At 62.1% G+C, this 25,962-nt stretch carries 36 protein-coding genes and 1 pseudogene; 23 read left to right on the forward strand and 14 right to left on the reverse strand.

Annotated features, from left to right (window positions below; all coding sequences use genetic code 11):
* The coding region (locus AC1D1B_RS15055; RefSeq protein ID WP_477333327.1) for a hypothetical protein at nucleotides 1-472 on the forward strand (472 nt) is incomplete at its 5' end.
* Here the strand turns inward: AC1D1B_RS15055 and AC1D1B_RS15060 are convergent.
* Together AC1D1B_RS15060 and AC1D1B_RS15065 are read right to left on the reverse strand one after the other, a co-directional pair.
* Nucleotides 465-953, reverse strand: a complete 489-nt coding sequence (locus AC1D1B_RS15060; RefSeq protein WP_477333328.1) for a hypothetical protein — start codon at nucleotides 951-953, stop codon at nucleotides 465-467. The two genes, AC1D1B_RS15055 and AC1D1B_RS15060, sit on opposite strands and share 8 nt — an antisense overlap.
* Before the next feature lie 43 nt (nucleotides 954-996).
* A complete protein-coding gene (locus AC1D1B_RS15065; protein ID WP_477333329.1) occupies nucleotides 997-1,185 on the reverse strand; it encodes a hypothetical protein in 189 nt (62 codons plus the stop codon).
* Between the two features lie 276 nt (nucleotides 1,186-1,461).
* Here AC1D1B_RS15065 and AC1D1B_RS15070 point away from each other — a divergent pair, with 276 nt between their 5' ends.
* The gene (locus AC1D1B_RS15070) at nucleotides 1,462-1,821 is read left to right on the forward strand and encodes an SPW repeat protein (RefSeq protein ID WP_477333330.1); all 360 of its coding nucleotides are present in this window, start codon (nucleotides 1,462-1,464) and stop codon (nucleotides 1,819-1,821) included.
* A 284-nt stretch (nucleotides 1,822-2,105) separates the two neighbouring features.
* Here AC1D1B_RS15070 and AC1D1B_RS15075 read toward each other — a convergent pair whose 3' ends face one another.
* Nucleotides 2,106-2,717, reverse strand: coding sequence for an RBBP9/YdeN family alpha/beta hydrolase (locus AC1D1B_RS15075; RefSeq protein ID WP_477333331.1), 612 nt, complete (start codon nucleotides 2,715-2,717; stop codon nucleotides 2,106-2,108).
* 112 nt (nucleotides 2,718-2,829) lie between these two features.
* On the opposite strand from AC1D1B_RS15075, the gene AC1D1B_RS15080 reads away from it, so the two are divergent.
* Entirely contained in the window at nucleotides 2,830-3,303 is a 474-nt protein-coding gene (locus AC1D1B_RS15080; RefSeq protein ID WP_477333332.1) for an Lrp/AsnC family transcriptional regulator, read from the forward strand.
* Nucleotides 3,304-3,453: 150 nt separating this feature from the next.
* Nucleotides 3,454-3,867 (forward strand): DoxX family protein, encoded by a 414-nt coding sequence (locus AC1D1B_RS15085; protein ID WP_477333895.1) that lies wholly within the window; start codon nucleotides 3,454-3,456, stop codon nucleotides 3,865-3,867.
* Between the two features lie 11 nt (nucleotides 3,868-3,878).
* Here the strand turns inward: AC1D1B_RS15085 and AC1D1B_RS15090 are convergent, their stop codons facing one another.
* The 4 genes from AC1D1B_RS15090 to AC1D1B_RS15105 form a co-directional block, all read right to left on the reverse strand.
* A complete protein-coding gene (locus AC1D1B_RS15090; RefSeq protein WP_477282132.1) occupies nucleotides 3,879-4,184 on the reverse strand; it encodes a hypothetical protein in 306 nt (101 codons plus the stop codon).
* A gap of 85 nt (nucleotides 4,185-4,269) precedes the next feature.
* On the reverse strand, nucleotides 4,270-4,533 hold the full coding sequence (locus AC1D1B_RS15095; protein ID WP_181060194.1) for a hypothetical protein: 264 nt from the start codon (nucleotides 4,531-4,533) through the stop codon (nucleotides 4,270-4,272).
* A 219-nt stretch (nucleotides 4,534-4,752) separates the two neighbouring features.
* Entirely contained in the window at nucleotides 4,753-4,947 is a 195-nt protein-coding gene (locus AC1D1B_RS15100; protein WP_477333333.1) for a hypothetical protein, read from the reverse strand.
* 41 nt (nucleotides 4,948-4,988) lie between these two features.
* Nucleotides 4,989-5,399 (reverse strand): Ros/MucR family transcriptional regulator, encoded by a 411-nt coding sequence (locus AC1D1B_RS15105; RefSeq protein WP_477333334.1) that lies wholly within the window; start codon nucleotides 5,397-5,399, stop codon nucleotides 4,989-4,991.
* Between the two features lie 538 nt (nucleotides 5,400-5,937).
* Here AC1D1B_RS15105 and AC1D1B_RS15110 point away from each other — a divergent pair.
* The 12 genes and pseudogenes from AC1D1B_RS15110 to waaF all read left to right on the forward strand — a co-directional run bounded on the left by AC1D1B_RS15110 (nucleotide 5,938) and on the right by waaF (nucleotide 14,291).
* Nucleotides 5,938-6,348, forward strand: coding sequence for a hypothetical protein (locus tag AC1D1B_RS15110; RefSeq protein WP_477333335.1), 411 nt, complete (start codon nucleotides 5,938-5,940; stop codon nucleotides 6,346-6,348).
* Nucleotides 6,341-6,727 (forward strand): hypothetical protein, encoded by a 387-nt coding sequence (locus AC1D1B_RS15115; RefSeq protein WP_477333336.1) that lies wholly within the window; start codon nucleotides 6,341-6,343, stop codon nucleotides 6,725-6,727. The genes AC1D1B_RS15110 and AC1D1B_RS15115 overlap by 8 nt, the downstream gene beginning before the upstream one ends.
* On the forward strand, nucleotides 6,669-7,361 hold the full coding sequence (locus AC1D1B_RS15120) for a terminase large subunit domain-containing protein (protein ID WP_477333337.1): 693 nt from the start codon (nucleotides 6,669-6,671) through the stop codon (nucleotides 7,359-7,361). The genes AC1D1B_RS15115 and AC1D1B_RS15120 overlap by 59 nt, the downstream gene beginning before the upstream one ends.
* A gap of 549 nt (nucleotides 7,362-7,910) precedes the next feature.
* A pseudogene (locus tag AC1D1B_RS15125) lies at nucleotides 7,911-8,561 on the forward strand (phage terminase large subunit family protein); the annotation flags it as partial.
* A gap of 1,020 nt (nucleotides 8,562-9,581) precedes the next feature.
* Nucleotides 9,582-10,283, forward strand: coding sequence for a glycoside hydrolase family 108 protein (locus AC1D1B_RS15130; protein ID WP_477333338.1), 702 nt, complete (start codon nucleotides 9,582-9,584; stop codon nucleotides 10,281-10,283).
* Nucleotides 10,280-10,483, forward strand: coding sequence for a hypothetical protein (locus tag AC1D1B_RS15135; protein WP_477333339.1), 204 nt, complete (start codon nucleotides 10,280-10,282; stop codon nucleotides 10,481-10,483). Before AC1D1B_RS15130 ends, AC1D1B_RS15135 begins: the two co-directional genes overlap by 4 nt.
* Before the next feature lie 96 nt (nucleotides 10,484-10,579).
* Complete coding sequence (locus AC1D1B_RS15140; RefSeq protein ID WP_477333340.1) at nucleotides 10,580-10,819, forward strand: ABC transporter permease; 240 nt, start codon at nucleotides 10,580-10,582, stop codon at nucleotides 10,817-10,819.
* Complete coding sequence (locus tag AC1D1B_RS15145) at nucleotides 10,804-10,995, forward strand: hypothetical protein (protein WP_477333341.1); 192 nt, start codon at nucleotides 10,804-10,806, stop codon at nucleotides 10,993-10,995. Before AC1D1B_RS15140 ends, AC1D1B_RS15145 begins: the two co-directional genes overlap by 16 nt.
* Nucleotides 10,996-10,999: 4 nt before the next feature.
* Nucleotides 11,000-11,323 (forward strand): hypothetical protein, encoded by a 324-nt coding sequence (locus tag AC1D1B_RS15150; protein WP_477333342.1) that lies wholly within the window; start codon nucleotides 11,000-11,002, stop codon nucleotides 11,321-11,323.
* A 68-nt stretch (nucleotides 11,324-11,391) separates the two neighbouring features.
* On the forward strand, nucleotides 11,392-11,910 hold the full coding sequence (msrA, locus tag AC1D1B_RS15155; protein WP_477333343.1) for a peptide-methionine (S)-S-oxide reductase MsrA: 519 nt from the start codon (nucleotides 11,392-11,394) through the stop codon (nucleotides 11,908-11,910).
* A gap of 420 nt (nucleotides 11,911-12,330) precedes the next feature.
* Nucleotides 12,331-13,272, forward strand: a complete 942-nt coding sequence (locus AC1D1B_RS15160; RefSeq protein WP_477333344.1) for a glycosyltransferase — start codon at nucleotides 12,331-12,333, stop codon at nucleotides 13,270-13,272.
* Nucleotides 13,269-14,291: a lipopolysaccharide heptosyltransferase II gene (gene waaF, locus AC1D1B_RS15165; protein WP_477333345.1), complete on the forward strand. Its 1,023-nt coding sequence runs from the start codon at nucleotides 13,269-13,271 to the stop codon at nucleotides 14,289-14,291. Before AC1D1B_RS15160 ends, waaF begins: the two co-directional genes overlap by 4 nt.
* Before the next feature lie 74 nt (nucleotides 14,292-14,365).
* On the opposite strand, the gene AC1D1B_RS15170 is transcribed toward waaF, so the two are convergent.
* Nucleotides 14,366-14,560, reverse strand: a complete 195-nt coding sequence (locus tag AC1D1B_RS15170) for a hypothetical protein (protein ID WP_112392710.1) — start codon at nucleotides 14,558-14,560, stop codon at nucleotides 14,366-14,368.
* Nucleotides 14,561-14,728: 168 nt separating this feature from the next.
* On the opposite strand from AC1D1B_RS15170, the gene AC1D1B_RS15175 reads away from it, so the two are divergent.
* Entirely contained in the window at nucleotides 14,729-14,998 is a 270-nt protein-coding gene (locus tag AC1D1B_RS15175; RefSeq protein WP_477333346.1) for a hypothetical protein, read from the forward strand.
* On the opposite strand, the gene AC1D1B_RS15180 is transcribed toward AC1D1B_RS15175, so the two are convergent.
* The 4 genes from AC1D1B_RS15180 to AC1D1B_RS15195 form a co-directional block, all read right to left on the reverse strand.
* Entirely contained in the window at nucleotides 14,995-15,555 is a 561-nt protein-coding gene (locus AC1D1B_RS15180) for a hypothetical protein (RefSeq protein WP_477333347.1), read from the reverse strand. The genes AC1D1B_RS15175 and AC1D1B_RS15180 overlap by 4 nt on opposite strands.
* Nucleotides 15,556-16,016: 461 nt before the next feature.
* A complete protein-coding gene (locus AC1D1B_RS15185) occupies nucleotides 16,017-16,496 on the reverse strand; it encodes a GFA family protein (protein WP_477333348.1) in 480 nt (159 codons plus the stop codon).
* Nucleotides 16,497-16,637: 141 nt separating this feature from the next.
* On the reverse strand, nucleotides 16,638-16,844 hold the full coding sequence (locus AC1D1B_RS15190; RefSeq protein ID WP_477333349.1) for a hypothetical protein: 207 nt from the start codon (nucleotides 16,842-16,844) through the stop codon (nucleotides 16,638-16,640).
* Between the two features lie 99 nt (nucleotides 16,845-16,943).
* Complete coding sequence (locus AC1D1B_RS15195; protein ID WP_023694668.1) at nucleotides 16,944-17,111, reverse strand: Thivi_2564 family membrane protein; 168 nt, start codon at nucleotides 17,109-17,111, stop codon at nucleotides 16,944-16,946.
* A 282-nt stretch (nucleotides 17,112-17,393) separates the two neighbouring features.
* Between AC1D1B_RS15195 and AC1D1B_RS15200 the strand changes: the two genes are divergently transcribed.
* Nucleotides 17,394-18,869, forward strand: coding sequence for a PAS domain S-box protein (locus tag AC1D1B_RS15200; RefSeq protein WP_477333350.1), 1,476 nt, complete (start codon nucleotides 17,394-17,396; stop codon nucleotides 18,867-18,869).
* A gap of 22 nt (nucleotides 18,870-18,891) precedes the next feature.
* Here the strand turns inward: AC1D1B_RS15200 and AC1D1B_RS15205 are convergent, their stop codons facing one another.
* Entirely contained in the window at nucleotides 18,892-19,218 is a 327-nt protein-coding gene (locus tag AC1D1B_RS15205; protein ID WP_477333351.1) for a hypothetical protein, read from the reverse strand.
* A gap of 273 nt (nucleotides 19,219-19,491) precedes the next feature.
* On the opposite strand from AC1D1B_RS15205, the gene AC1D1B_RS15210 reads away from it, so the two are divergent.
* Both AC1D1B_RS15210 and AC1D1B_RS15215 read left to right on the forward strand, forming a co-directional pair.
* Nucleotides 19,492-19,719: a hypothetical protein gene (locus AC1D1B_RS15210; protein ID WP_477333352.1), complete on the forward strand. Its 228-nt coding sequence runs from the start codon at nucleotides 19,492-19,494 to the stop codon at nucleotides 19,717-19,719.
* A 792-nt stretch (nucleotides 19,720-20,511) separates the two neighbouring features.
* On the forward strand, nucleotides 20,512-21,738 hold the full coding sequence (locus tag AC1D1B_RS15215; RefSeq protein WP_477333353.1) for an anion transporter: 1,227 nt from the start codon (nucleotides 20,512-20,514) through the stop codon (nucleotides 21,736-21,738).
* Here the strand turns inward: AC1D1B_RS15215 and AC1D1B_RS15220 are convergent.
* Nucleotides 21,735-22,325 carry a TetR/AcrR family transcriptional regulator gene (locus tag AC1D1B_RS15220; RefSeq protein ID WP_477333354.1) on the reverse strand — a complete coding sequence of 197 codons (591 nt, stop codon included), beginning with the start codon at nucleotides 22,323-22,325 and terminating at the stop codon, nucleotides 21,735-21,737. The two genes, AC1D1B_RS15215 and AC1D1B_RS15220, sit on opposite strands and share 4 nt — an antisense overlap.
* Before the next feature lie 83 nt (nucleotides 22,326-22,408).
* Here AC1D1B_RS15220 and AC1D1B_RS15225 point away from each other — a divergent pair, with 83 nt between their 5' ends.
* The 3 genes from AC1D1B_RS15225 (at nucleotide 22,409) to AC1D1B_RS15235 (ending at nucleotide 25,935) form a co-directional block, all read left to right on the forward strand.
* The gene (locus tag AC1D1B_RS15225) at nucleotides 22,409-23,308 is read left to right on the forward strand and encodes a crotonase/enoyl-CoA hydratase family protein (protein WP_477333355.1); all 900 of its coding nucleotides are present in this window, start codon (nucleotides 22,409-22,411) and stop codon (nucleotides 23,306-23,308) included.
* A gap of 136 nt (nucleotides 23,309-23,444) precedes the next feature.
* Nucleotides 23,445-24,767, forward strand: coding sequence for an aminotransferase class I/II-fold pyridoxal phosphate-dependent enzyme (locus tag AC1D1B_RS15230; protein WP_477333356.1), 1,323 nt, complete (start codon nucleotides 23,445-23,447; stop codon nucleotides 24,765-24,767).
* A gap of 52 nt (nucleotides 24,768-24,819) precedes the next feature.
* Nucleotides 24,820-25,935 (forward strand): branched-chain amino acid ABC transporter substrate-binding protein, encoded by a 1,116-nt coding sequence (locus AC1D1B_RS15235; protein WP_477333357.1) that lies wholly within the window; start codon nucleotides 24,820-24,822, stop codon nucleotides 25,933-25,935.
* Nucleotides 25,936-25,962 lie beyond the last annotated feature (27 nt).

Genomic DNA, 25,962 nt, shown 5'->3' on the forward strand with positions numbered 1-25,962 from the left:
CGAACTGCAATCCACGAATTTAACTGCAATCCACGAATTTGATCGTCAGGGGCAGAAATCTGCTCATCGGAAACTCACCATCCAAACCATTCCCGCGTCCGCCACAAAAGCCCGACGAAAGGCGCGACCAGAAAGGCAGCGGCGCCCAGGACCAGAATGTTTGTTGATACCGATTTCATGGATAACCTCCGCAAAACGCGATCGCCATAACGAGGAAATCGCAGAGTGGTTGCAGGCCCGGTACGCTACATGTTGCTTGCCGGCCGGAACCGCTGGAAGCGATCGTCGCAAGGGCGAGCGGATAGGGGGTTTCGCCGAAGAGGCGGCCAGCGTAACCCCTTCTTGTCGGGCTTTCTCGAACGCTTCGGAATTTCGCTTCGTAGCCCGACACATGGTGCGGATGGCTGGCGACGCCTGTCGAGGCATCGCCGAACAAAATAAGCAACTGCTAAAATTGCAATTACTCATTTAAGGGCGCCGTAATCCGGCCGGACAATGATCCACCATCGACAATGGCGGCCGGGCGTGCCGGATGGGAGACGACGATGAAAGCTTTTCCTCTGCTGGTAGCGGTGGCTTCGGTCAGCCTGCTTGGCGCTCTGGCAGCGGGGCAATCGTTCGCAGGCGAGTTCTCGGATCATGGCGACCAAGTGACGGCGCCCGTATCGGACGAAGACGACCAGGGCGCCACCGCCAGCCATGAGGGCGATCACGCCGCCGTTGAAAATGACGAAGGCGATCACGATGACGACGGCGTCGACAGCGGCTCGCACCAGGGCGACCAGGGTGACGATGAAGGCGATCACGAAGATGGCGATCATCAGGGCGGCGATCACGATGGCGATGGCCATGACGGCGGCGGCGGCGGTGGCGATGGGGGCGGTGGCGATGGGGGCGGTGACGGTGGCGGCGATAGCGGCGGCGACGACTGATCTACGCCGCTGAAGCTGCAATCTCCCCGCCTTTGAGGAGGAAGGCAGGCGGGAGCGGGCTCGGCTACTTCTTCCGCCGGCCGGCGGACCCCTTCGCCATGCTCAGCGAGCCTTGCGCCTCGCGCATCATCCTCAGCGCTTCGTCCCGGGTCAGGCCGCATTTGCGCGCAAAATAACTCGCCTCCTCATAGGCTTCCGCCTGGGAGACCGCCGACATGCCGGGCAATACCGGTCTGGATTTCTTCTTGGCCATGGCTTCGCAAGCGCTAAATCAATAGTCAGCTAATATAGTGTCTTTGTTTGCCAATGCAAAAGTTCGATATTGTGCCACGTGATGGTAGGCAAGGCGATGCGACCGGCCCCGTCGGCGACCGACGCCCGGCGGCGCCGACGCAGCTGCAACTCCACCGGACAGTGGCGCCGGGGCCGCGCCCTTGAAGGTCCATTGAAGCGTAATTATATCAATGACTAAGCGTGCGGTGCACGCGAAACGTAGTGCTTTTGTCAAGCTTCATTCATGGAGGTTGTCATGGCAATGAAACTGATGGAAGGAAGAAAGGGCCAGGATTGGATCAATCTGGTCCTTGCGATCTGCCTGTTCATCTCACCCTGGATCATCGGTTTTACCGCTGAAACCACGCCTGCGTGGAACGCCTGGATTGCCGGCTTCGTGCTCGGCGGCCTGGCTCTCGCGACGCTTTCGGTGTTCGCCGAATGGGAAGAGTGGGTGAACCTCGTCATCGGGCTTTGGCTGATCGTTTCGCCCTGGCTGCTTGGCTTCATGGCCAGCACCAACGCGATGGCGACGCATGTCGTCCTCGGCGCGCTGGTGGTTGCCGCGTCGGCCTGGGCGGTCTGGGACTTCCGTCACCCGCACGCGCATGCGTGACCGGTGACGGCAGGGTAGGCGGGGGCCCGGCGCGGGAGCGGCGGGCTCCTTGGACTATCGGGGCACAGGGCTTTGACCGGAGCGGCTTCACGAATTGCTGCAACCGGAAAGCTTTTCGTGCATTCTTGGGAATGGCCTCGATGCTCCACTCCGACAACCCGGCAAAATGCTGCTCCTATTGCGGTTCGCGCGAGCATGACTACGAGGATTGCCCGAAGCGCAAAGCCGACGCCGAGCGGCAGCGGGAAGGGCAGCAGGGGCAGGGCCCAGCGCGTGAGGGACTTCTAGCCACCTGAATTCAGGACATTGTGCGAAGACGAGCGGCCGCCAGCGTCAACCGATGCTCGACAATCGCCCCTCAATTCGATGCTCCTGACGAAAGCCACAAGCAGCGCCATTCCTTCCGGCCAGTCGCCGAGGCCGCTGTCGCTGTTGATGTGGCCGAGCGGCCCGGCAATATGCAGCGCGCTGCCCCATTGCCCGGCCTTCGCCTTGGCGTAGCCGTGCGGGTCATAGGGGTCGTTCGTGCTGGCGACGATCAGCGAAGGAAAGCGGAGCGGATCGCGCGGCGTGTCTGCGAACGGTTTCCCGTAAGCGGGATAGACCGTCGATGCCGGATCGGGAACCGCAACCAGAAACGCGCCGCCGATCTGGCGGCTCGACATCGTCTGCCAATGCGCCACCAGCAGGCAGCTGAGGCTGTGGGCGATGAGCACCGGCGGCGTTGTTGCCTGTGACACCGCGGTTTCCAGTGCCGCCACCCAGTCGTTGAAATCCGGCAGGTGCCAGCTCGCCGGGTTGAAGCGGCGCATCGCCGGATTGGCCCGCTGCCAGCGCGTCTGCCAATGGGCCTCGCCCGATCCGCCGCTGCCCGGCAGAATGATGAAGTCGGTCATGGAAAGTCCTGTCTGTTCGCCAGAGATAGCGCCAATTCTAGGTCTTCTCCTCATTGACGGAATGAGAGATCATCGGAAAGCGGAGAAGAATTCCGATGGATTGAAGGTGCTCATGGCAAACGGCGACTATCGGCCACGGCTCGACCCCACAGACATGGCGATCATCGAGATCATGCAGGAGGATGGCCGCATCGGCATTTCCGAACTCGGCCGCCGCGTCGGCCTGTCCCAGCCCGCCACCTCGGAGCGGGTGAAGCGGTTGGAGGAGCGCGGCATCATCGCCGGCTACCGCGCAGCAATCGATCCCGTCGCCCTTGGCCTCGGCACCACGGCGATGATCCGCCTGCGCACCACGCATGAGCACATCCAGACCTGCCTGAAGAAATTCGCTGCCATGCCGGAAGTCGTCGAGGTGTTGCGGGTGACCGGCGAGGACTGCTTTCTCGTCAAGGTCGTCGTCCCGTCGCCGCCCGACCTCGAAAGCATTGTCGACGCCATCGGCCGCTACGGCGCGGTGACGACGAATGTTGTGCTGCGCGCCGAGCCGCCGAAACGGCTGGGACGGGAGCTGATGGCGAAGCTCTGAGCCGCGATTCCCCCAACACCGCCAAGAGCATTGCAAGCCAGGACCTGGAGCAGTCCAACTTTGCCAGCCAAGATTTTTGCGGGACGATGTCGGATCGGCGGCGTGTCGCCCGTCCTTGGAGCGAAACCCCAGCAATCCCAGGAGGACATTATGGAAACCGTTCAAACGCCGTGGCAGACCGCCGCCCTTCTCATCGCCCGCCTGATCCTGGCCGCCATGTTCGCGATGGGGGTGGCCTTCAAGTTCATGGATATGAACATGACCGCCGGCTACATCGCCGCCGCCGGCTTCCCGTTCCCGCTGTTTCTGGCCTGGTGCGCCGCGATCCTCGAAACGCTGCTCGTGATCGCCTTCCTGACCGGCGCGTTCTTTACGCCCGCCGCCCTGGTCGCCGCCGTCTACGTCGTCTTCCTCGGCTTTGCGTTCCACGGTCCGTCGCACTGGGCCGGCAACCAGGCCGAGTTCGGCGCCTTCATGTCTCATTTCCCATTCGCCGCCGGCCTGCTGTTTGCCGCTGTGCACGGCCCGGGCACCGTGCTGGCCTCGAAGCTCGGCCGGTGGTGAGGCGGCAAGCCTCACATCTGGTCGTTGTAGGGTTCCTTCATCTGGCCGACCATGCGCGCCAGTTTCGAGAAGGATGGCATGTCCGTCTCCGGCTGGCATTGGTTGGCCAGCTCCAGCAGCCGGATCGGAAAGTTGACGGCATCGCGGCTCGACTCCGACATGCCGCTCGAGCGTTCCTCGCCGGTCTCGCCTGCTTCGGCCTTGCGCAGCGCGATGTCGATGTCCTCGACCGTGAGCACCCCCTTGCGGACCAGCACCTGGTTGATCGAGGCGACGGCCATCAGCAGGCCTTCGAGTTGCAGATTGGCGACATTCATTGCTGTTGCTCCCATTGGTTCAGGCTCAACGCGCCAGCCTCCGTTCCGATCCAGGGAGGCGAATGCCGAGGTTCCGGGTGTCGTCTTATTCTTCCATCCACCGGCGGCCATATTCGGCCCACAGCGCCTTGACCTCCCTGCTGCCCAGGGCCGAGCCGTCGCCATAGGCGATCGACACGGCGCTGATGTCGTAATGGGGGTGGGCGTCGATGACGAAGCGGATCGCCTCGCCGAGCGGTCTTCTGCTGATGACCGGATCGGCCTGGCCCTGGCCGACACTGCGAACGCCCGAAACAGTGGCCGGCGCATGCCGCAGCCTGAACACGGATGCCATGGCTGGTTTGTCCATGCTGCATTCTCCCCGAGTCGGAGCGGAATGATTCCATAAGAGCCAGCTAATGACCAGTCGGTCGATGCCTGTCGAAGGCTGCGTGTTGCGATCCGCTGCGATTGCCGGGTGGGGGCAGTTATGCTATGATTTGCCCATGGTGCTGATTTGCGCCAGCGACCCGCCGCCAAGGCGGGTTTTTCGTTTCGGGCGATATCCCGCAGCCAACTGAAGGACTGTTCAGGCCAGAGAATCCGCCGCCGGCGGCCTGGCGGGCAGGCCGAGCCTCGTTCGCTCTTCATCCGCAAAATCCTCGGCCGCTGCCTGGGCCTCGAACAGTTGTTGGGTCACCGTGCCATTCTCGGCAACCAGCACCGCCCATTGGCGGCGGCCAACGCGTTCGACACGAACGTCATCGGGCTCTCCGGCCACCATGATCGTCCTCCGGCAGGCAAACAGCGCAGAGGGGCGTCGCGTTACGCCTTGGTCTTGCGCTTGGCCGGCGCTTTGGCGGCCGGCGCCTCTGTTCTGATGCCGAGCCCGAACTCCTTTGCCAACTCGGATCGCTTGGCGGCGTAGCTGGGCGCCGTCATCGGATAGTCGCCGGGCAGATCCCATTTGGTGCGATAGGCCTCCGGCGTCATGCCATGGGCGGAGCCGAGATGGCGCCGCAGCGACCTGAACTTTTTGCCATCCTCGAGGCAGAAGATGAAGTTCGGTGTCACCGAGCGCTTGCGGCTGACGGCAGGCTCGGGTGCCGGTTGCGGGGGAGCAACCGGATTGTCCACGGCCGCCAGGGCGGAATTGACGCTTTCGATCAACGCAGGCAGGCCTTCCGGAGGCACTGAATTGTTGCGCACGAATGCCGCGACGATGTCGGCGGTCAAGTTTATATTTCGGATTTTGTCGTCAGACATGGCTTCTGTTGCCCCCTTGATGCCAAAGAATAAATTATCAGACAAAACCGGTGGGCGGCATGGCACTTTAGAACATATGCATATGACTTGACGCCGAGTATGGTAGCGCTAACATCGTCGAGTCTTTGACTGATGTAGGAATTGTTTCTTATTTCCTGTTGACGGATGAGGGCAACTATCGTATTATTTCTCCATGGTGCTGATTTGCGCCAGCAACCCGCCGCCGAGGCGGGTTTTGTGTTTTCAGGGCGATCCAAAAGCAAGAGCGCCGATTATCGAATGTAGGTGGGACAGCACCCCCCTCTGTCCTGCCGGACATCTCCCCCGCAAGGGGGGAGATTGGCAGTTTCGCGGTTGACCCCGCCTTCCGGTGTTGATGGTTGGCGAATGCCGTCGTGACATCCGATCTCCCCCCTTGCGGGGGAGATGTCCGGCAGGACAGAGGGGGGTGGGAAGAAACGCCGGGCTTGTGATTGTCTTGGTAAAACGCTCTTCGAGAGAAATCCCGATGTCCAACCGCTATGCCACCATCATCACCGACGATGACGGCCGCGAGGTCGTCAGCGCCATCGGCGTGTTCGAAGGCACTGCCCCGCAGGCGCGTATCGGCCGCATCGAACGGGTCGCACCAGGCGTGCTGATCGGCATGGTTCGCGGCGGCCCCGTCGATGCGATCGGCGGCTTCGGCTTTCCGCGCGGTGCGCAAGGCGTCGAGGGCAGGGCGATCGGTCTTGCCAGGGCAAGCCTGAAAGCCGCGCCTGCCGAAAAGCGCAACGCGCCAGCCGATGCCGTTGCCCGCAACGCCACGCAAAAACCGGCAAGGGCAAAACCGGCCCGGCGCAAGGCCGGCAAGGTCAAGCGGGCAAGGCCGGTGAAGCAGCCCACGGCAGAGCCCGCCGGGATCCCGGATCATGGCTGACCGGACGGCGCCGCGTGCGCGCCCTGGCCGCAAAGCGCCCGCCGGTGCTGCGACAACGAAACGGACGAAGAAGACGCTCGGCGATGATTTTCTCGACGCGGTACGCGCCGATTTTCGCGCCCATGGCACCGGCGTCATTGCCGCGGTCCGGGCCGACAAGCCCGACCAGTATCTCAAGATCGTGCAATCGGTGCTGCCCAAAGATCTGGCCAAGGATTTACATGTCTCCATCGACAATCTGGAAGCCCTGAGCGATGACGAGATCCGCCGCCGCATCCGCGGCCTCGAAGCCGTCCTCGGGTCCTTCCGCGACCAGCCGGGTGGCACGCCGCCACTATCTGGCGCTGCTGCAGGAGTTGGACCGCAGGCGCAGGAATAACCAGCTCGCGTCCTACAAGCCGTATGAACGCCAGGCTGAATTCCACGCGGCGGGAGCGTTGAACCGCGAGCGGCTGTTCATGGCCGGCAACCAGCTCGGCAAGACCAGGGCCGGTGGCGCCGAATGGGCCATGCACCTTACGGGCCGCTACCCCGATTGGTGGCAAGGCAAGACCTTCGATACCGCCGTGCGGTTATGGGCAGCCGGCGTGACCGGCGAGGGCACGCGCGACAACCCGCAGCGCGTGCTGGTCGGCCCGCCACAGCAGCAGGCTGCCTGGGGCACCGGCATGATCCCGGCCGATGCCATCGCGCAGACCACAATGGGCCGCGGCGCGCCGGGCGCGCTCGACAGCATCGTGGTGCGCTGGGGCGGCGGCGGCGACACGCAGGCCGATGAGTCCGTGCTGTCGTTCAAGAGCTATGAGAAGGGCCGCGAAAAGTGGCAGGGCGAAACCCTGCACGGCGTCTGGTTCGACGAGGAGCCGCCGCTGGATATCTACTCCGAAGGCCTGACCCGCACCAACGCTACGGGCGGCATCACGATCGTGACGTTCACGCCGCTGCTCGGCATGAGCGATGTGGTGCTGCGGTTTTTGTCTGCCCAGGAGGTGGAGGGCAGGGCGGGGGGGTGAAGTCGAGCCGTCCGCAAGGGAGGACAGCCGGTGCTGTCGCAGCGACGCTCGGTATCTACCTCAACGCGGAAGAAGTAGAGAGACCTTTACACGAGGTGCAAAGAAGCAACGCAAATACAGCTGATTGGTTATGACGTAGGTACTTTCGCAGATATGGAATTGGCCGTCCGGGGAGTCCTGCACACGGTCCGCTGGAATGATGAAATTATGCGGCAAATAGATGTAACCACCGTCGATCCTGGACCGCACCGAAGACCGAGGTATGGCGCGGCAATCAGAACCACCGCAACACTTGAATTTCGTCTGTGGGTCAATCCTGTCTTCGTACCAATCGTGGGCGCTAGCGGCCGTCGCGGCCGCTACACACATCGCCGTGAAGATCAATCTTCGCATGGCATTCCTCAAGCATCTGGCAGGCGCTGCTCGTTGGAGCGTGTACGTATATTAGCGTCCCGTTGAGAATACCATTGGCCTCCGACTGACGGACGCGGCTCCGGCAAGATTGGTTTGACCCTTCCTGGCCATCAATGACCGAGGTGAGGCATGTCCCGTCACGTCACCTTCATGACCATCGACGATGCCGAGCACTATTCGCCGCAGGAACGCGCCGCGATCATTGCCGCCTATCCCGAGCATGAGCGCGAGGCGCGCGCCAGAGGTGTCCCCGTCATGGGTTCCGGCCGCATCTTCCCGATCGCCGAAGGGCTGATCGCCTGCAAGCCGTTCCGGCTGCCGCGCTACTGGCCGAGGATCGGCGCGCTCGATTTCGGCTGGGACCATCCGTCGGCCGCGGTCGAACTCGCCTGGGACACCGAAGCCGATGTCGTCTACGTCACCAAGGCGGCGCGGGCCTCGCAGCAGACGCCGGCCATGCAGGTGCTGGCGCTGAAGCCGTGGGGCGATTGGCTGCCCTGGGCATGGCCGCGCGACGGCCGCCGCGAGACGCTGGAAGGGGCGGGCACCGCGCTCGCCAAACAATATGCCGCGCACGGGCTCAACATGCTCACCGGCCACGCCCGCTTCGCCGACGGTTCGGTCTCCGTCGAGGCCGGCCTGATGGACATGCTCGACCGCATGCAATCCGGCCGCTTCAAGGTGTTTTCGACGCTGCAGCCCTGGTTCGAGGAATTCCGGCTTTACCATCGAAAGGATGGGCTCGTGGTCAAGCTGAGGGACGATTTGATGGCCGCGACGCGCTATCGCAAGCTGACGCTCGCCTATGTCAGCGGCGCCGGGACCTTGCCGACGACGGCCAACGGCATCTGGCTGATGTTCGACCGCACGGGCGACAAGGGCGCCGACGGGACGGGGACGGGGGATTTTTCGGGGCCTGCCTCTTCGGTGACCGACAACATTGTCACTTTCGCCGGCACGACGGGCAAGGTGGGGAAGGACAGTGGGGTCAAGGCGAGCGACCTCATGGTTGGCCCGGCCTCCGCCGTCACCGACAACATCGCGACCTTCAACGGCACGACGGGCAAGCTGGCCAAGGACAGCGGGGTTGCGGTGTCGAGCCTCGCGCCAAAGGCGAGCCCGACCTTCACCGGAACGCCGGCTGCACCTACGGCGGCACCGGGAACCAACACGACGCAGCTTGCGACGACGGGGTTTGTCAAGGCAGCGATGGATGTCGTGCTGGGCGGCGTGTCGGCCTCCTTCGACACCTTGGCCGAACTGGCGGCGGCAATCACCGGGCTGCCCTTCTCGAAGTCCTATGAAAGCGCGCAGCAGACCATCACGTCCGGCGGTGCGCTCACCCTCGCGCATGGTCTAGGAGTGAAGCCGAAAAACTACCTAGCATTCCTACAGTGCACCACTGCCGAGGGTGGCTACTCCGTGGGGGACGAAGAACCTGTCTCAATTGGATCGCACGAAGCCAGCACCAATCGAGGTTTGAGTGTAGTTCCTGACGCTACAAATTTGGTCGTTCGGTTCGGATCACAGGCTTCTAGTGCCCTCCAGATCACTCGCAAAGACACTGGTGGATATTTGAATATTACCAACGCAAGCTGGCGCCTTGTCGTTAGGGCATGGGCTTAAAATTAAAGGTAGCAATGGCACCGTCGCTCCGGTTAGCCCTTCCTATCTCTTCTCCAGGTCGACGCCAGTAAATATGGCCGCGCCAACGTCGCCAGAGAAGTCGTCTCGGTGATCGACGCCTAACCGCAACCAGTTTCGCAAATCGAACAGCCTGCCCGAGAGGGCGGAAAGGAACTACCCATGGACCGCAATTTCGCGCGGGCGCTTTCGCTCGTCCTCAAATCGGAAGGCGGTTGGTCCGACAATCCGGCCGATCCGGGCGGCGCCACCATGAAGGGCGTGACGCTGGCCAATTTCCGCCGCTATGTGAAGGCGGACGCCAGCAAGGCCGATCTGCAAGAGATCAGCGGCGAGCAGGTGGCGACCGTCTATCGCCGCTTCTACTGGGACGCGGTGGCCGGCGCTGAGCTTCCCAGCGGCGTCGACTATGCCGTGTTCGATTTTGCCGTGAACAGCGGGCCGGGCAGGGCGGCGAAATATCTGCAGGCGGCGGTGGGTGCGGCGCAGGACGGCAGGATCGGCCCGGCCACGCTCAGGGCTGTCGGCGCCAGGCCATCGGGCGCAGTCATCGACGACCTCTGCGACGCCCGCCTGGCATTCCTGCGGCGGCTGCCGACCTGGCCGGTTTTCGGCAAGGGCTGGAGCGACCGCGTCCGGTCGGTCCGTTCCCAGGCGCTGTTGATGTCTGCCCCTCAGCCCGCTCCGGCCCCTGCGCCGGATGCATCTGACTCACGACATCCACCGGGGCCGTCCCCCGCACCCGGCTCTACGCCATCGCACGCGCCAGCCGGGGCTTCCATTGCGCCCCCCGTCGAACGTCGGCCGTTCTGGCACACGCTGTTTCAGATCCTGAAATCCATTGTCGCAAGGAGTTCGACATGATCGCCGTCCTCATCCGCGTCGGCCTGCGCTACGGCGCCGGCGTTCTGGTCGCGCGTGGCCTGCTCGGCGCCGACGACGCGGCGGCATTTTCTTCCGACCCCGATATCCAGGCCTGTTTGGAGATCGCCGCCGGTCTTGCCATCGCCTCAGTCACCGAGACCTGGCACTGGCTTTCCCGCAAATTCGACTGGGAGCACTGACATGGAAGGGTTTCAACAACTGCTCATCGCCTATCTCGAAGCCGCCAAACCCTATGCCATCAGCTTTGCGGCCGGGCTCGTGGCCGGGTTGCTGCTGTGAGCGCGCTGCTCGCCTTCCTGCTCGGCAACAAGGCGCTGCTGGGCTTCTTCGCATCCGTCATCGCTGCCCTTTGCTGGGGCTTTCACCAGCGCCTGGCCGGGGCCATGGCCGAACGCGGCAAACAGGCGGCCGCTGAAGCCGCGGCGCGCGCTGTTGCCGACCAGGTGCAGAACGATATCGGCGCATTGCCGGCGGACGCTGTTCGAAAGGAGCTGAAATCATGGGCAAGGGACTGATGCTTGCGCTGCTTGTGGCGCTGGCCGGCTGTACGACTGCTTCCGGCGGCTTCTGCACGGTCTCGAGCCCGCTGCGCCTGTCATCCAAAGCCGTCGATGCGCTCTCGGACGCCGAGGCGCGGGCGCTCTTGGCGCACAACCGCAAGGGACAAAAGCTTTGCGGATGGAGACTTTAAGCCGATGCACGACCTCTTCGATATGCTTGGCATCAAGGGGCCCGTCGTCGCCGCCGGACTGGCCGGTGGCGTGCTGCGGGCGCTGTCACGCCACCGCTACAAGCTGCGCGAGATGATCGCTTCGCCGATCTGCGGCGCGCTGGCCGCAGCCTATCTGACGCTGCCCGCCGTCGCCTGGTTCAAGGCGACAGGGGTGCCTATCCCAGATCCGGCCGACGACACCACGACATTGGCCGCCGCCTTCCTGATCGGCGTCTCCGCCATGTGGATCTCCGACATCGTCTTCGAGGCGATCGTGCGGCGGTTCGGCTCGGCAGGCAACGAGTGATGCGCTTGAGGTTCTGGAAGAAGCCAGCGACAATGCCTACTTAAAGAGCAATCCAAAGGAGGTATGATATGGCGACGTCCACCGAACGTGCAGTGCTTGCCGGCGGCTGTTTCTGGGGCATGCAGGATCTGATCCGGCGCTATCCCGGCGTGATCTCGACCCGCGTCGGCTACAGCGGCGGCGATGTGCTCAACGCCACCTACCGCAACCATGGCACCCATGCCGAAGCCATCGAGATCATTTTCGATCCGGCCAGGATCAGCTTTCGCACGCTGCTCGAATCCTTTTTCCAGATTCACGATCCGACAACGAAGAACCGCCAGGGCAATGACGTCGGCATGAGCTATCGCTCGGCGATCTTCTATACCACCGACGAGCAGAAGCGCGTCGCCGAAGACACCATCGCCGATGTCGATGCTTCCGGGCTATGGCCGGGCAAGGTCGTCACCGAGCTTGCTCCGGTAGGCGATTTCTGGGAGGCCGAGCCCGAGCATCAGGACTATCTCGAGAAATATCCCAACGGCTACACCTGCCACTTTGTCAGGCCAGGCTGGAAGCTTCCGGTCCGCGAAAAGGCCGTTTCGTAACACAGTCATAACCGGCCGATACCGGTATCGGTTCAGAACGCCGCACCCGAAAGGGTGTGGCGTTTTTTGCGGTTGTTCGTGGCGTTTCCACCGCGAGCGCATCCGGAGAGGCTCGCCTAGAAGCCGAAGAATTGCCGGCCGATCATGTATCCAAGCGCAACGACCACGAGGGGAAACAGGGCAGGCGTCAGCCGACCAAGAGCGGAGCTCTCAGGCTGTTGCCTGGGGATGGTCCTGGGTGCATTGCCGAGATTCTTAGTCATTGGGCATAGTAGCAAGCGCTGATTAACGATTCCGTAACCCGGTGATAAAGGCGCAACGCCGACAGCGGGTGTGGCTTTTCGCGATTCCGGCGCGACCTTGACAATGCCCAGCCCGTGACGCAACTGAACCGTCTTTGAAAGCATGTGAGGCAGGTCAATGCGGGTGACGCTCGTTTTGAAGGGCGTAATCCCCTGTCGGGGTTACGGCGGGATTCAGCGTCAGGTCGAATGGTTGGCCACGGAGCTGGTTCGTCTCGGCCATCATGTCGTGGTGATCGCCGGTCCTGGTTCCAGCCACTCGCTCTTCGAAGTCCGGCACGCTTCGACCGATGCCGAATGCCGGGCGGCCATTCCGCGCAACACGCAAATCGTCCACACACACAGCTGGCCCGTCGAGGTGCCATTTCCAACGCTGAATACGCAGCGCGGCTTTATGCCGGATCAGCCCATGCCGGTTGCGAACTGGAGCTTTATCAGCGCCAATCATGCCCGCCAGCATGGTCGCAAAACCTTCGTCTACAATGGCTTTCCGGTAGATGACTATCGTTTGTCGGCGGCAAAGGGAGACCGCCTGCTGTTTCTCGCAGGCATTGCGCGATCGAGCAAAGGCCTCAACCGCGCCGTCGATCTCGCCAAAAAATTCGATTTCGGTCTCGATATCGCCGGCGGTTCGCGTTGGAAGCTGCTCGGCCGAACTCAGACCCGCCGCGAAGGTCTGTTTTTCAAGAGCCTTGGCGGCCGATACCGTTTCCACGGCATTGTTGACGGCGAGCCTAAGCTTCGCCTTCTCGGTGAGGCGCGAGCCTTCCTCAACCCGATCGCCTGGGAGGAGCCGTTCGGCAACGCACCGGTCGAAGCCATGCTGTGCGGCACTCCGGTGCTGACGACTCCGCGAGGCGCGTTGCCCGAGACCGTCGATGCCGACAGCGGCCGCTTTTTTGAGACCGATGAAGAATTTGCGGCCGCGTTCGAAGCCGTCGCCGACCTTACGCCTCAGCAATGCCGCGAATCGGCCGCGACGCGATTTCCGATCCAGAAAGCGGCGCGTAGCTATCTGGATCTCTATGCCCGCATCCTTGACGGCGAAGCGCTTCCTTGACGACCACCGATCCAATCCTCTTCGTCGGCTTTCCGGCGGTCGGCGACTTCGTCCGTTGCCACTCCGCCATCCAGATCATTGCCGAGCGATTTCCTGGTCGCCCCATAGATGTCGTCACCTCGCCTGTCGCCGCGCCGCTGGCGCGCCTGATGCCGCATGTCAGGAAGGGCTGGGCACTTTCCAAGCATCACCAGCGGCCCGGTTTTGCGGAGCGCGGCCGCCTCGTCCGTGAGCTGCGCAAGGAGAACTATCGTACGGCCTATCTGATGACCAGCAGCACCAAGGCGGCGCTGATGGTGTTCATGGCCGGCATAGAGGAGCGCATCGGCTATCCGCAGGAGTTGCAATTCGGCCTCCTCAATCGCTTCCCCGCCGGCTGGTTGGCACATCTATGGGCTTTCGGTCCGCGCAAGACGCGGCTCTTCGAGGAGGTCTGCTCGATTGCTTCTCTTGGCGAAAAGCCGGCTGCGGGTACAGAATGGCCGGCGCCCCGGCTTGTGGTCGATCATGCCGAGCTGGACGAATGGCGTCAGCGCCTGAAGATCGATGCCGGCCGGCCGGCGCTGGCGCTCTATACGGCAGGCATCGAGAATTTTCGCTCGTGGCCCATCGAGCGCTTCATCTCGGTCGCCCGGGACCATCGTGATCGCGGCTGGGCAATCTGGATTGTCGGCGGACCGCGCGAGCGCGCCGGCGCCGCAAAAATCCGCGCCGCCATTCCTGAGGCAATCGACTTCACCTCGACCCCGTCGATTGCTGACGCGATGTGCCAGATCGCTGCGTCGACCATGTTCCTCGGCGTTGACGGCGGCATTTCCCACGCTGCCGCTGCCCTGAACGTCCCATGTGCGCTCATCTACGGGCTAAATCGCCCCTACGTGCACGGTCCCGTAAACAACCATGTTCGCTTTATCGAGCCGCCGCTCTCAACGCCCAGCTGGGTCAAGGATACGCGCGGGATCAGCGAAACCCGGGTGAGGGAGGCGCTGGCTGGCCTTTCAGCCGGTATTCACAGCTGACGGTGGTCTGGACGGCCTCGGGCGCCTGATCCAAAACGCGCCGATGAGGGCGCCGCCATCGCTCCGTTTCGGCTTTACCCCTTGGCCCTGCGGCTTTCGGGCTCGTGATTGCCGACCCAATGCGCGCGAATGCGATCGCTGGCTTCAAGGTAAGCCATGTCGATGAGATAGGTCAGAAGCTTCTCGCCGTCGGCTTCGGCTTTCTGCCGAAGTTCCCGCAGTATGCCTTGCGCGAACTGCAGGTTCTCCATTTTGCTCGGCTGGTCCATCGGTGCCCCCAATGTCTGCGCATGAACTGTGCGCTGACTATGCTTGCATGAAGATTGCGGTGAAGCTCACGGTGGAGCTGTATCAGGTTGTATTAGCGCTTGATCAACGACCCTATTGCATTTTTTGCGAAAATGTCGATATTTTACGCCGCCAATCGGACCGCGACGATGCACGAAGACGAGGGCAGTTTCCCCGACAAGTTGCAGGCCATGCTGGATGTCATTGCCGGCAGCGTGTCGTCCAGTCGGGACGGACACTCCGATCTTGGCCGGCTCAGGGTCGACGCCGCCAGCGCCGCGACGGTGTTGGTCGAGTTTTACGGCGACGCTGCTCTTGAGCGCGCCAGCCTGCTGGAGCGCCGCTCGCCTCAAAACCATTTTGCCCGCATGGTGACGGCTGAACTCCGCGGCCGCGGCAAGGTTTCCCGCAAAAGCTAACAAGATCTGCTCCAAGCCGATTTGCGCCGCATCGCCCTGCCGTCAAGGCGTTGCTGCGCCTCTTCCTGGGCATTTTCGAGAAGGTAGAACAGCAGGTCCTGTCCCATCGATTGTGAGATCTCCTTGGCCTGCTCGATATGGCGGTGAACCTCGCGAAGCGCTGTCTCCCCCGAATCGACGTTGCGGGTCAGATCGATGAACCAGCCGGGGTACAAGGCTGCTTCTCCCTGGCCGTCTACATAGCATTGGCCAACCGCCAGGATTCTGCGAAGCCCCATCTTGTCTGAGCGGACGTGATATATCTCCCTGAACCCCGCTCTCCGCTCCACCGCCTTGCGGATCGCGATATGCACCCGGACCCGATCTTCGGCGTCGATGCTCTGCATGCATCTTTCCATCGATGCGCCGTGCGAGAACTCTTCGAGCGTCAGCCCGAGATAGTCGGAAAGATTGGCATCACCGTAAACACGGTTGCGCTTGATGTCCCAGGTCCAGAACCCATCAATCGGTGGATATTGCACGTGCGGACTGCGACCCTGCCCAAGCGCTGGCTGCATGAAAACCGCCCCATTCGGCTTCAAGATTCTCTACACTATGTGGCAAAAAAGGAAATAAACAAACTTGTCCTTTTGTACGAGGCGGCAAGATTTCCTTATGTCACGCCAAAACATACTTGGACAGCATAGTTGACGTAACGATATTACGTGGTCTTAAGCTCTCGTTTTTAAACAAAACCAGCACCGCTCTGCAACCGCAAGACGAATTCCAACTGACCGCGGCCATCCCCACGAAATCGATCGCCGGTTGCAAAAGACACTGGGCCTCGATGGTTCCGCGGCGACCGTGCAGCGCAAGCCAAATAATCGACCCGCCCGCCTTCGGCTTAACGCCAAGGCGGGTTTTTTTGCGTTTGGCTTCCGCCTGGTGAAATGTTGTCGAAACCGGCTTTGTCGCATCGGGCGGTGTTCAAGAACGAATTCCAGCCTTCGACTGGCCAAGGCTGTCCGCAGCGCTTGCACTATGCCGACTTGCGTCGCGGCAAGTTGCTCGACTGTGTCTCGGCCCCATCAGAAATCAGATCGGCTGTCAGGCCATCATTTTTCGCCCCGTCTTCCACACGGTCATGCTCGAACTGCCGGGCACCGGGCAAAGGCTGCAACCAGTGTTCGCGGCGGTTGACCCAGAGTTCATAGCTGGGTTCCAGTCCTTCGGTGGGGACCTCATCGAGGCTACCAATAGTCACCTCCACCTCATTCTCGCGAACCAAAGGGACCCGGCCGCCACAGGTTGGACAAAAGCTTCTATCGCCATAGCTGCTGACGATACCCGCCGTTTCAAACGCCTCGAGCGGCCATACCGCGAACGCCGAAAAAGTCGACCCGCTCGCCTTGCGGCAGTCCTTGCAATGGCAAAGGCCAACCCGAAACGGGTCTCCCGTCACCGAAAACTGGATGCCGCCGCAAAGGCAGCTGCCGCTTCGCCTTGTATCATTGGCCATGACCGCTCCTCCGTCTTGTTGGGCATCAACATCGCTACACCTCGCAGCGCCATACCAGAATCAATTCACGCGGAGCGCAAGGGTTCCACGTCGCCGCGCGGAGTGCATTTGCTGGCGCCGTCAGCACCCCAGTTGGTTCTGTCAGTTCGGGAAGTCGAACACCGGCTCCCGGCACCAATAGACGCGGCATTGTCCATCACGTGTTGGAACCGTGGCGGCGACCGGCACCTCCGGCCAGTCGCAGTCGTTGCCAAATTGACGAACGTAGCGATCGTAAGTGTTTCGGCCTGTCGTCAGCACGGCCGAGCGATGGCTCTGGATCAGGCGCTGTGTCTCCTCGCAGGTCATCCTGCGCGTGTCCGGACGAGCGTAGGCCGTGGTTGTTACTGCAACCAACGCTGTTCCGACGATCCATGCGAGCCTTTGGAATCTCATAGCGTCCTTATACTAGAACACCGCCAGGTATTTCAGCAGCGAAATGATGCCGATAATGATGACAACGATCTGCGCGATCTGTCTCGTACGACCGTCGAGAGGCAGGCGCTGGACGAGATAGAGCACCAGGATGATCACCAGAAAGGTGATCAGGATGCCGATAAGTACCGATGAAGCCATGTCCCTCACTCCGTTTGGCTAGGTCTGAAAAAAGTACGCAGCGGCAAACGCTCCGGCCGTTGATTGGTTCCTGTCGGTGCGAAGCTGACAGTTAAGAGCAAGGCCGCGAAACTGCGTTCCGCGGCCTTTGGCTGTTGGCGATCGCAGCTTGCCGCAAGGGTTCCGGCTCGTCTTTTCGGCATTTGTGCAATCCCAGAGATCGGTGCCGCCTGCGTTGGGGATTGCCTTTTCGCAGGAGAACAACTGCCCCACCAAGGGTGCGACGGAACCGAAACCTCGCGCGTGCATTTCAGCTATCGCAGCAAGCTGCAAAAAATCGAGCGCGTAGGGGAATTCGTGGCAGGGGAATATGCTGATGTCCAACCACTGGAGTCTGGAATTCCAGGGGTTTCCTCTGCTCGTTTGATGGAGGCGTTGCCCGTTGCCGTCTACACGATCGACAAACAGGGTCGCATCACTTTCTTCAACGATGCCGCGGCTGATCTGTGGGGCCACCGTCCGGTTATAGGTCGAGACCTTTGGTGCGGCTCCTGGAAGCTGCGCCATCTCGATGGCCGACCGATGGCGCATGGCGAGTGCCCGATGGCCGTTTCATTGCTGGAAGGACGCGATATTCCATGGGATCAAGCAATAGCGGAGCGGCCGGACGGCGAACTTGTCCCGTTCAGAGCCCACCCACGCCTGCTTCGCGACCGGTCGGGCGAAATTGTCGGCGCCATCAACACGCTGCTTGACCTGCGCACGCAGACGCAGGCTGACGAGGCGCGAATGCGGCTGGCTGCAATTGTCGAATCGTCCATGGACGCGATCGTTTCGAAGGACATTAACGGTATCATCACCAGTTGGAACGATGCGGCCGAACACCTCTTCGGCTACACGCCCGCCGAGGCAGTGGGCCGGCCGGTGACGATGCTCATTCCACCCGAGCGCCTCGGCGAGGAGGCCTTGATCATCTCGCGCATACGTGCCGGCGAGCGTGTGCAGTCATACGAAACCATGCGCCTGCGCAAGGACGGCAGCCTTGTCCCGGTCTCGCTGACCGTCTCGCCGATCCGTGACGGCATCGGGCGGATCGTCGGCGCTTCCAAGATCGCGCGCGACATCAGCTCCCACAAGGAGAGCGAGCGACGCATCCGTCTGCTCATGCGCGAAGTCAACCATCGGGTGAAGAACCAATATTCGGTCATTATTTCGATGATCCGCGAGACCAGCAAATCGGCTGGCACTCCGGCAGTTTTCGTCGAACAGGTGCGAGAGCGCATCACGGCGCTTTCGCAATCCCACGATCTCCTGGTCGATGCCGAATGGCGTGGCGCGACCATTGGCGACCTGATCAAGGCGCAACTCAAGGCATTCGCGGTGCACGACCGTCTGTCGGTGGCCGGCCCGGTGATCACCCTTCAACCAAATGCCGTGCAGTATCTGGGCATCGCTTTCCACGAACTGGCCACCAATTCTGCAAAGCACGGTGCGCTGTCGCGCCACGGCGGACGAGTCGAAATCAAATGGGATACGGCGCCGGCGACCGACGGCACCGATGCCTTTCACCTGACCTGGCGGGAGTTGGATGGGCCGGGCCTGAGTGGAACGATGCACCGCGGTTTTGGCTCCGTTGTGCTCAAGCGGGTTGCGCCACAAGCGCTTAGCGGCACCGGACAACTGGACTTTGGGGAACAAGGCGTCGTCTGGACGCTCGAAGCGCCGCTGCGCTCCGTCCAAACCTCTTTCGCAGATTTCGGGTCGATTGAAGGGGAGTAAAGCGGGTCGCGTCGTCCTGGGGCTATCCCTGCAGGGGAGGGCGCACGGTTTGGCCGCCTATGGTGTCGGAATTGTCGATGCCAATCAGGTCGTGCTGATTGTCGGCAAGCGAAGTCAATCTTCCCGCCTCGACGGCGGTCAGGCCATCCAATTCCATCACCGCGCCGTAGAGTTGGGCTGTCTGCATCACGAGCCGCTCGACATCTTCGAGGGCGATGTTCTCGTCCAGGTTGCGCAATCGCACTTCCTCGGCGACCACGGCGATATTGACCATTCCGCGGGTGCGCAGGGCCGCCAGAATCCTTGAATTGAGATCCTCTCGTAGCTGAGCCGAATATCCGTTGCGCATGAAAACTCTCCCTTTCAGGAGCGGTTTGTCCCTTGTGAGCAAGATGCGCCAACGGTCTTCGGATGACAAGAAGAATCTCAAATATTATCAAATAAATCAATTAGTTAGTAGATGATGTGAGTTGTGCAATCGACGCTTCACTCTCATCGTTGGTTTTGGATGTGGGTTGCCGATCAGCCCCTCTTGACGTGCTGTGCGGAGACTCCTAATTATACTGTTATTGAGGTACATACTAACTCGTTGTATTTTTGGTCTTGGCGGTTGGAGCGCAAAATGGCCGAACTGGAACGACCCGAGCGATTGCAGATCATGCTGACGGCTGAGGAATTGGCTGCCTTGGAAAACTGGCGCTTCGAAAAGCGCATGCCAAGCCGGTCCGCGGCAGTGCGGGAATTGCTGCGGCGCGGTCTCGACGCCGACGGATTTCTGAAGGCTGGACAAGGAACAAAGTCCCAGGACTTTGGAATTCTGAGCAATGGCGACGGATCGCCGGGCGAATAATCCGGCGGCGACTAACCATCAATCGCCTCGTCTGGAAATGGCGCTATCAACTATGTGCGGCCGTGTGGGGGAAAAGCGCACGCGGCCCGCTCGCAGCGGGACATCTACCGCTATGGTTGCAAGCCCGCTCCGGTTCGCCGGGGCGGGCTTTTTTCGTTTCCGGGAGATTTGCGCACCGGAACGTCGAACCGGAACATGCTGGACGGCTCACACAGATCCTGTCGCGATCGTTTCAGATCAGTTTAAGATTCCTGTCCGCCGCACTCCAGGCACACGACACTGTGACCTGGGCAGCTGAGCCGGTGTGTTCCTCCGGGGCAGCAATGGCCGTTCGAACTCATCCACCGGGCGCAAACAAAGACCTTGCGGGCTCCTTGGCAGCGCGGACATTCCATCGGGCGCGCCAGCAAGGTCTCGTTCTCCGAAACGCGGCATTCCCTCTCAAGGATCTGGACCATCTGAAACCCCAAGGCCAAAATACGGCTAAGCTATCCATACCCGGAAAGGATAAATTAGAATTTAATTATATAAGCCACGACCTTGGCAACAGCGAAGTTTCGCGAATGGCAATGTCAGGCCACTGCGCTTGTCTCATTCACAATCTCGGCCGTGTCAGGATAATGTTCCGGTCGCTCCCGGCGTTGGTCGGCCCGTGATTTGCCCACCGATTTTCGCATCCGGATCGTCATAGGCGCTTTCGCTTTACTGGACCGGCGTTAAAGCTGCGCGGCAAATGCTGAGCGGGAACAATCCATTCCGGCGTCGGTTCGTTTGAACAGGGATGGTCTGCCAATGACATTGATGGGCGCGGCGGCATTGCTGATCCTCATCCTGACCTATGCCGGCGTCGCCATCGGCCGCATCCCGGGCCTGCGTCTCGACCGGGCAGGGATCGCCTTGCTCGGCGGTGCGGCGATGATCGCCATCGGCGCGCTCAGCATGGAAGACGCCTATCGCGCCATCAATTTCGACACCATCACCCTGTTGCTCGGCATGATGATCGTCGTTGCGCATCTGAAGGTCTCGGGCGCCTTCCGCGCTCTCGGCGCTTACGCTATCGAGCATGCGCACGCGCCGTTCATGCTTTTGGTGATGGTGACGCTCCTGACCGGTGTCTTGTCGGCTTTCCTGGTCAACGACGCGATCTGCCTGGTCATGGCGCCGATCGTCGTCCACGTCACCCGTGTCATCAACCGCAATCCCATTCCCTATCTGATCGCCACCGCCACCGCGTCCAATTGCGGCAGCGTCGCCACCATCACCGGCAACCCGCAGAACATGGTCATCGGTGCGCTGTCGGGAATTTCCTATCCGGCCTTTTCGGCAGCACTTGCGCCGGTTGCCTTGTTCGGCCTCGTCGCCGTCGTCGTCATCGTGCGCATCGTCTACCGGGCCGAATTCGCGCGCAGTGCCGAGCTCAGCCCGGAAGTCTATCGCGGCCGCATGCTGCCTGGGCAGGTGCTGAAGGCAGTGGTTGTCTGTATTGGCCTGGCGGTCGCGTTCTTCGCGGGCGTTCCGGTTGCCAAGGCAGCACTGATCGGCGGCGCCATCCTGCTGCTCACCCGCGCCATCAAGCCCGCACGAATCTACCGCGAGATCGACGGTCCGTTGCTGTTCATGTTCGCCGGCCTGTTCATCGTCGTTGCCGGCGCCGAGAAAACACTGCTTACGCCGGATATCATCGCCTCGGCCAAGAACCTCGGGCTGGACGACGTCTGGCGGCTGTCCGGCTTTACCGCTGTGCTTTCCAACATCATGAGCAATGTTCCGGCGGTGCTGGCGCTGAGGCCGTTCATACCTGGCCTTGAAAACCCCGAGCGCGCCTGGCTGGTGGTGGCGATGAGTTCGACGCTGGCCGGCAACTTCACCTTGCTCGGCTCGGTCGCCAATTTGATCGTTGCCGAACAGGCGCGGGCGGCCGGCATGCAGCTGTCCTTTTCGGCCTTCTTCAAGGTCGGCCTGCCGCTGACGTTGCTGACGCTTGCCGCCGGCACGGCTTGGCTGGCGGCTGGCTTCTAGCGGACCGTCGCTGATCTCGACCTTGCTCGAACCAGCGTTGCAGCGGCATGTCCCGCCGCCTCGACATAATCGGGGTTGCGGTGGATCAGCATGATCGAGAAGGCCCCGTCCATCAAAAGCACGATTTCGCGCGCCAGGATTTGCGGCTCGTTGACGCCATGATCTGAGAGTGCGCCGGCCAGCCATGCCTCGAAATTCTTCTTGTGCCGTGATCCGGCCTTGACCGCCGGGTGCCCGGGCATCGAGGCGAGTTCGGCTGCCGTGCGCAGGAAGCCGCAGCCTTTCCATTTGGGATGCCGCGCCACACGCGCCAGATTGGTAAAGATCGCCTCGACCTTGCGCTCGACATCGCCCTCGGCCGCATCGAACCAGCCCGCCATCTGCCTGATGTTCGGCTGGTCGCGGCCGTCGAGATAGGCGGCGATCAAATCGTCCTTGCTCTTGAAGTGATAGTAGACCGTGCGCTTGGTGAGCCCGGCTTTTTCAGCCACCGCATCGACACTGACGCGGCCGATCCCCTCGGCATAGAACAGCTTCGTCGCGGCATCGACAATGCGTTTGCGGGTGGGGCTCGGTGCTTCGCTCATCCACCAAGTATACCGACTAGTGAATATACATACAATCGAAAGCCTGATCCTTTCCGGTGGCAAACGCAGGAAAGGGAAGAGACATGACCGAGCTTGTGCTCACTGAGGCCCGCAACCGGATAGCCGTCCTCACACTCAATCGCCCCGAAAAGCTCAACGCCTTGAACTATGCGCTGATCGATCGCCTGCTTACACTCCTCGATGCGATGGAGACAGATGATGCCATCCGCGCCATCATCCTCACCGGAGCAGGAGAGCGCGCCTTCTCCGCCGGCGGCGACATCCATGAATTCTCAGGCAGCGTGGCCTGTGGCGCCGATGTCGCGCTGCGCGACTTCGTCATGCGCGGACAGCGGCTGACGGCGAGGCTGGAAGCGTTTCGCAAGCCTGTCATCGCCGCCGTCAACGGCATCGCTTTCGGCGGCGGCTGCGAGATCACCGAAGCCGTGCCGCTCGCTATCGCCAGCGACCGCGCCTTGTTCGCCAAGCCTGAGATCAACCTCGCAATGCCGCCGACCTTCGGCGGCACGCAGCGGCTTCCGAGACTGGCCGGGCGCAAGCGGGCGCTCGAGTTGCTGTTGACCGGCGATTGGTTCCCGCCGCCGCGCGCCCTTGAACTCGGCCTTGTCAACCAGGTGGTGCCGCACGAGGAGTTGATGCCGGCCGCGCTCGATCTCGCCCGACGCATCGTCGCGCACTCCCCGGCGGCAATTGCCTCGATCCTCACCGCGGTGGCGCGTGGCCTCAACCAAAGCATGGCGGAGGGTTTGCTGGTCGAGGCCGAGCAGTTCGCGCGCATGGCTCCGACCGCCGACCTGCGCGAAGGCCTCGACGCCTGGATCGAACGCCGTAGACCCGCCGATGACGGCTCTTGGACGCATGTCACGCGGCCGGACGAGGCAAGGCGGACTTCGCTGCGGCTCGACCGCGCCGGGCAGGATGGCGCTCCGCAGCCATCTAAACCGCGATCGAAATCGGGATGACGGTTGAACGAAGCATCGATAGACCTAGTTTTTCTAAGCCTAGGCGCTAGAACTACTCGTTTGCACCAGGCCAGCTGCCAAAGCCACCATCTCTCATCCAATGCCGGTATCGGCGGTTGGCAGATCGGAGGCAGAAATGGTCGCTCTTGCTCGCAGGCCCTGGGTTCCCTCGCATTGCGACGACTTCGCACAGCGGCTCGCCGGGACGACAAGCGAACAGCGGAGCGACGCCGTGCTTGCGGCGATCGAGAACGGCGTCGCGCTGAACCGGTCGATCCATGAGGCCGACTGCATCAACCTCAACCCGGCAACCAATGTGATGAATCCGAAGGCCGAGGCGGCCCTTGCGTCCGGCCTCGGCTCCCGCCCTTCACTCGGTTATCCCGGCGACAAATATGAGATGGGACTGGAAGGCGTCGAGCAGGTCGAGGTCATCACCGCCGAGCTCGCGGCTGAAGTCTTCGGCGCGAAATATGCCGAAATCCGCGTGCCGTCAGGCGCCATCGCCAACCTGTACGCCTTCATGGTCGCCGCACGGCCGGGGGACGCGATCATCGTGCCTTCGCCTGCCATTGGCGGCCATGTCACGCATCACATGGCGGGCTGCGCCGGCCTCTATGGGCTCGACATCCATGCCGCGCCCGTCGATGCCGATGGCTATACGATCGATGTCGCAAGGTTGCGCGAACTCGCCCGCTCGATCCGGCCGAAGATGATCACGATCGGCAGCAGTCTCAACCTTCTGCCGCATCCCATCCGCGAGATCCGCGCGATCGCCGACGAGGTCGGCGCGCTGGTGCTCTTCGATGCGGCGCATCTCTGCGGCATGATCGCCGGCCATGCCTGGCAGCAGCCGCTGGAAGAGGGCGCCCATCTGATGACGATGAGCACCTACAAAAGCCTCGGCGGACCGCCTTCGGGCCTGATCGTGACCAACGATGCCGATGTCGCCGAGAAGCTGGACAGGATCGCCTTTCCCGGCATGACGGCCAATTTCGATGCCGCCAAATCGGCCGCCCTCGCCATCACGCTTCTTGACTGGAAAGACCATGGCAAGGCTTACGCGGCCACTATGGCGGGGACGGCCAAGGCATTGGCGAGCGAACTCGCGGATCGCGGCCTGCCGGTCTTCTCGACGAGCAAGGGCCATACGACCTCGCACCAGTTCGCCATTGCGGCCGCCGAATTCGGCGGCGGCCAGGCGGCGGCAAAGAAACTGCGGCGGGCCAACATTCTGACCTGCGGCATCGGCTTGCCCATCGACGCGGTCGAGGGCGACATGAACGGCCTGCGCTTCGGCACGCCGGAGATCGTACGCTGGGGCATGACCGAAGACGATATGCCCGAGCTGGCCACTCTTATCGCCAGGGGGCTGCGCGGCAACGACGCCAGCGAAGCGGTCGCAGCCGACGTGACGCTATTCCGGCGCCGGTTCCAGAAAATGCATTTCGTGAACTGACCGCCTGAACCCGCGGGCAAAGCCCGCTTTCTCAAAAACAAAGGGGAATAAAATGCGCATGATCGTGCAGATGATGACTGCTGCCCTGATGACGGCCGCCGCCGTAGGTGTTGCGAGGGCGGACATCGTGCTGGGGGTGGCCGGTCCGATGTCGGGGCCGAACGCCGCCTATGGCGAACAGTATCGCATCGGCGTCGAAACGGCCGTCGAGCGCATCAATGCCAATGGCGGCGTGCTCGGCCAGAAGCTTGCCGTCTCGGTTGGTGACGATGTCTCCGATCCGAAGCAGGGCGTTTCCGTCGCCAACAAATTTGTGGCCGACGGCGTCCACTATGTCGTCGGTCACTACAATTCCGGCGTCACCATTCCGGCTTCCGAAGTCTACGCCGAGAACGGCGTTCTGTTCGTCACGCCGACGGCCACCAATCCGATGGTGACCGAGCGCGGTCTGTGGAACGCCTTCAGGGCCTGCGGCCGCGACGACCAGCAAGGCATCATCGCCGCCAAATTCGTGCTCGAACGCTTCAAGGACAAGAAGGTCGCGATCGTCGACGACAAGTCGACGGCGGGCAAGGGCCTCGCCGACGAGATGGCCAAGGCCTACAATGCCGGCGGCGGCCAGGAAGTCCTGCACGAGGAGATCAACCCCGGCGAGAAGGATTACGCCTCGCTCGTCGCCAAGATCAAGCAGTCGGGCGCGGACCTCGTCTACTATGGCGGCCAGCACACCGAGGCTGGGCTGATCGTCAGGCAGATGCATGATCAAGGCGCCGCCACGATCCTGATGGGCGGCGACGGCATCTCCAACAGCGAGTTCGGCGCCATCGGCGGCGACGGCGCTGCCGGAACCCTGATGACGTCGTTCCCGGACCCTGCGACCTTCGCCGAGGCCAAGGACGCCGTTGCCGACCTGAAAGCCAAGAACGTGCCGACTGAGGCGGTGACGCTTTATGCCTATGCCGCGACGCAGATCATCGCCGAGGCGATCGCCAAGGCCAAAGCCGACGATCCCAGGGCCGCGTCCGACTATCTCCATTCGGGCGCCAGCATCTCGACCGTGCTCGGTTCGATCTCCTATGACGGCAAGGGGGATATCAAGCAGCCGGGCTTCGTCGTATTTGAGTGGCAAGAGGTCAACGGCAAGCTGACCCCAGTGGCCCTTAAATAGAACTTCGCATCGGCGTCTGGGGCACCG

This window comes from Mesorhizobium sp. P2_C5_2 (assembly GCF_056404535.1).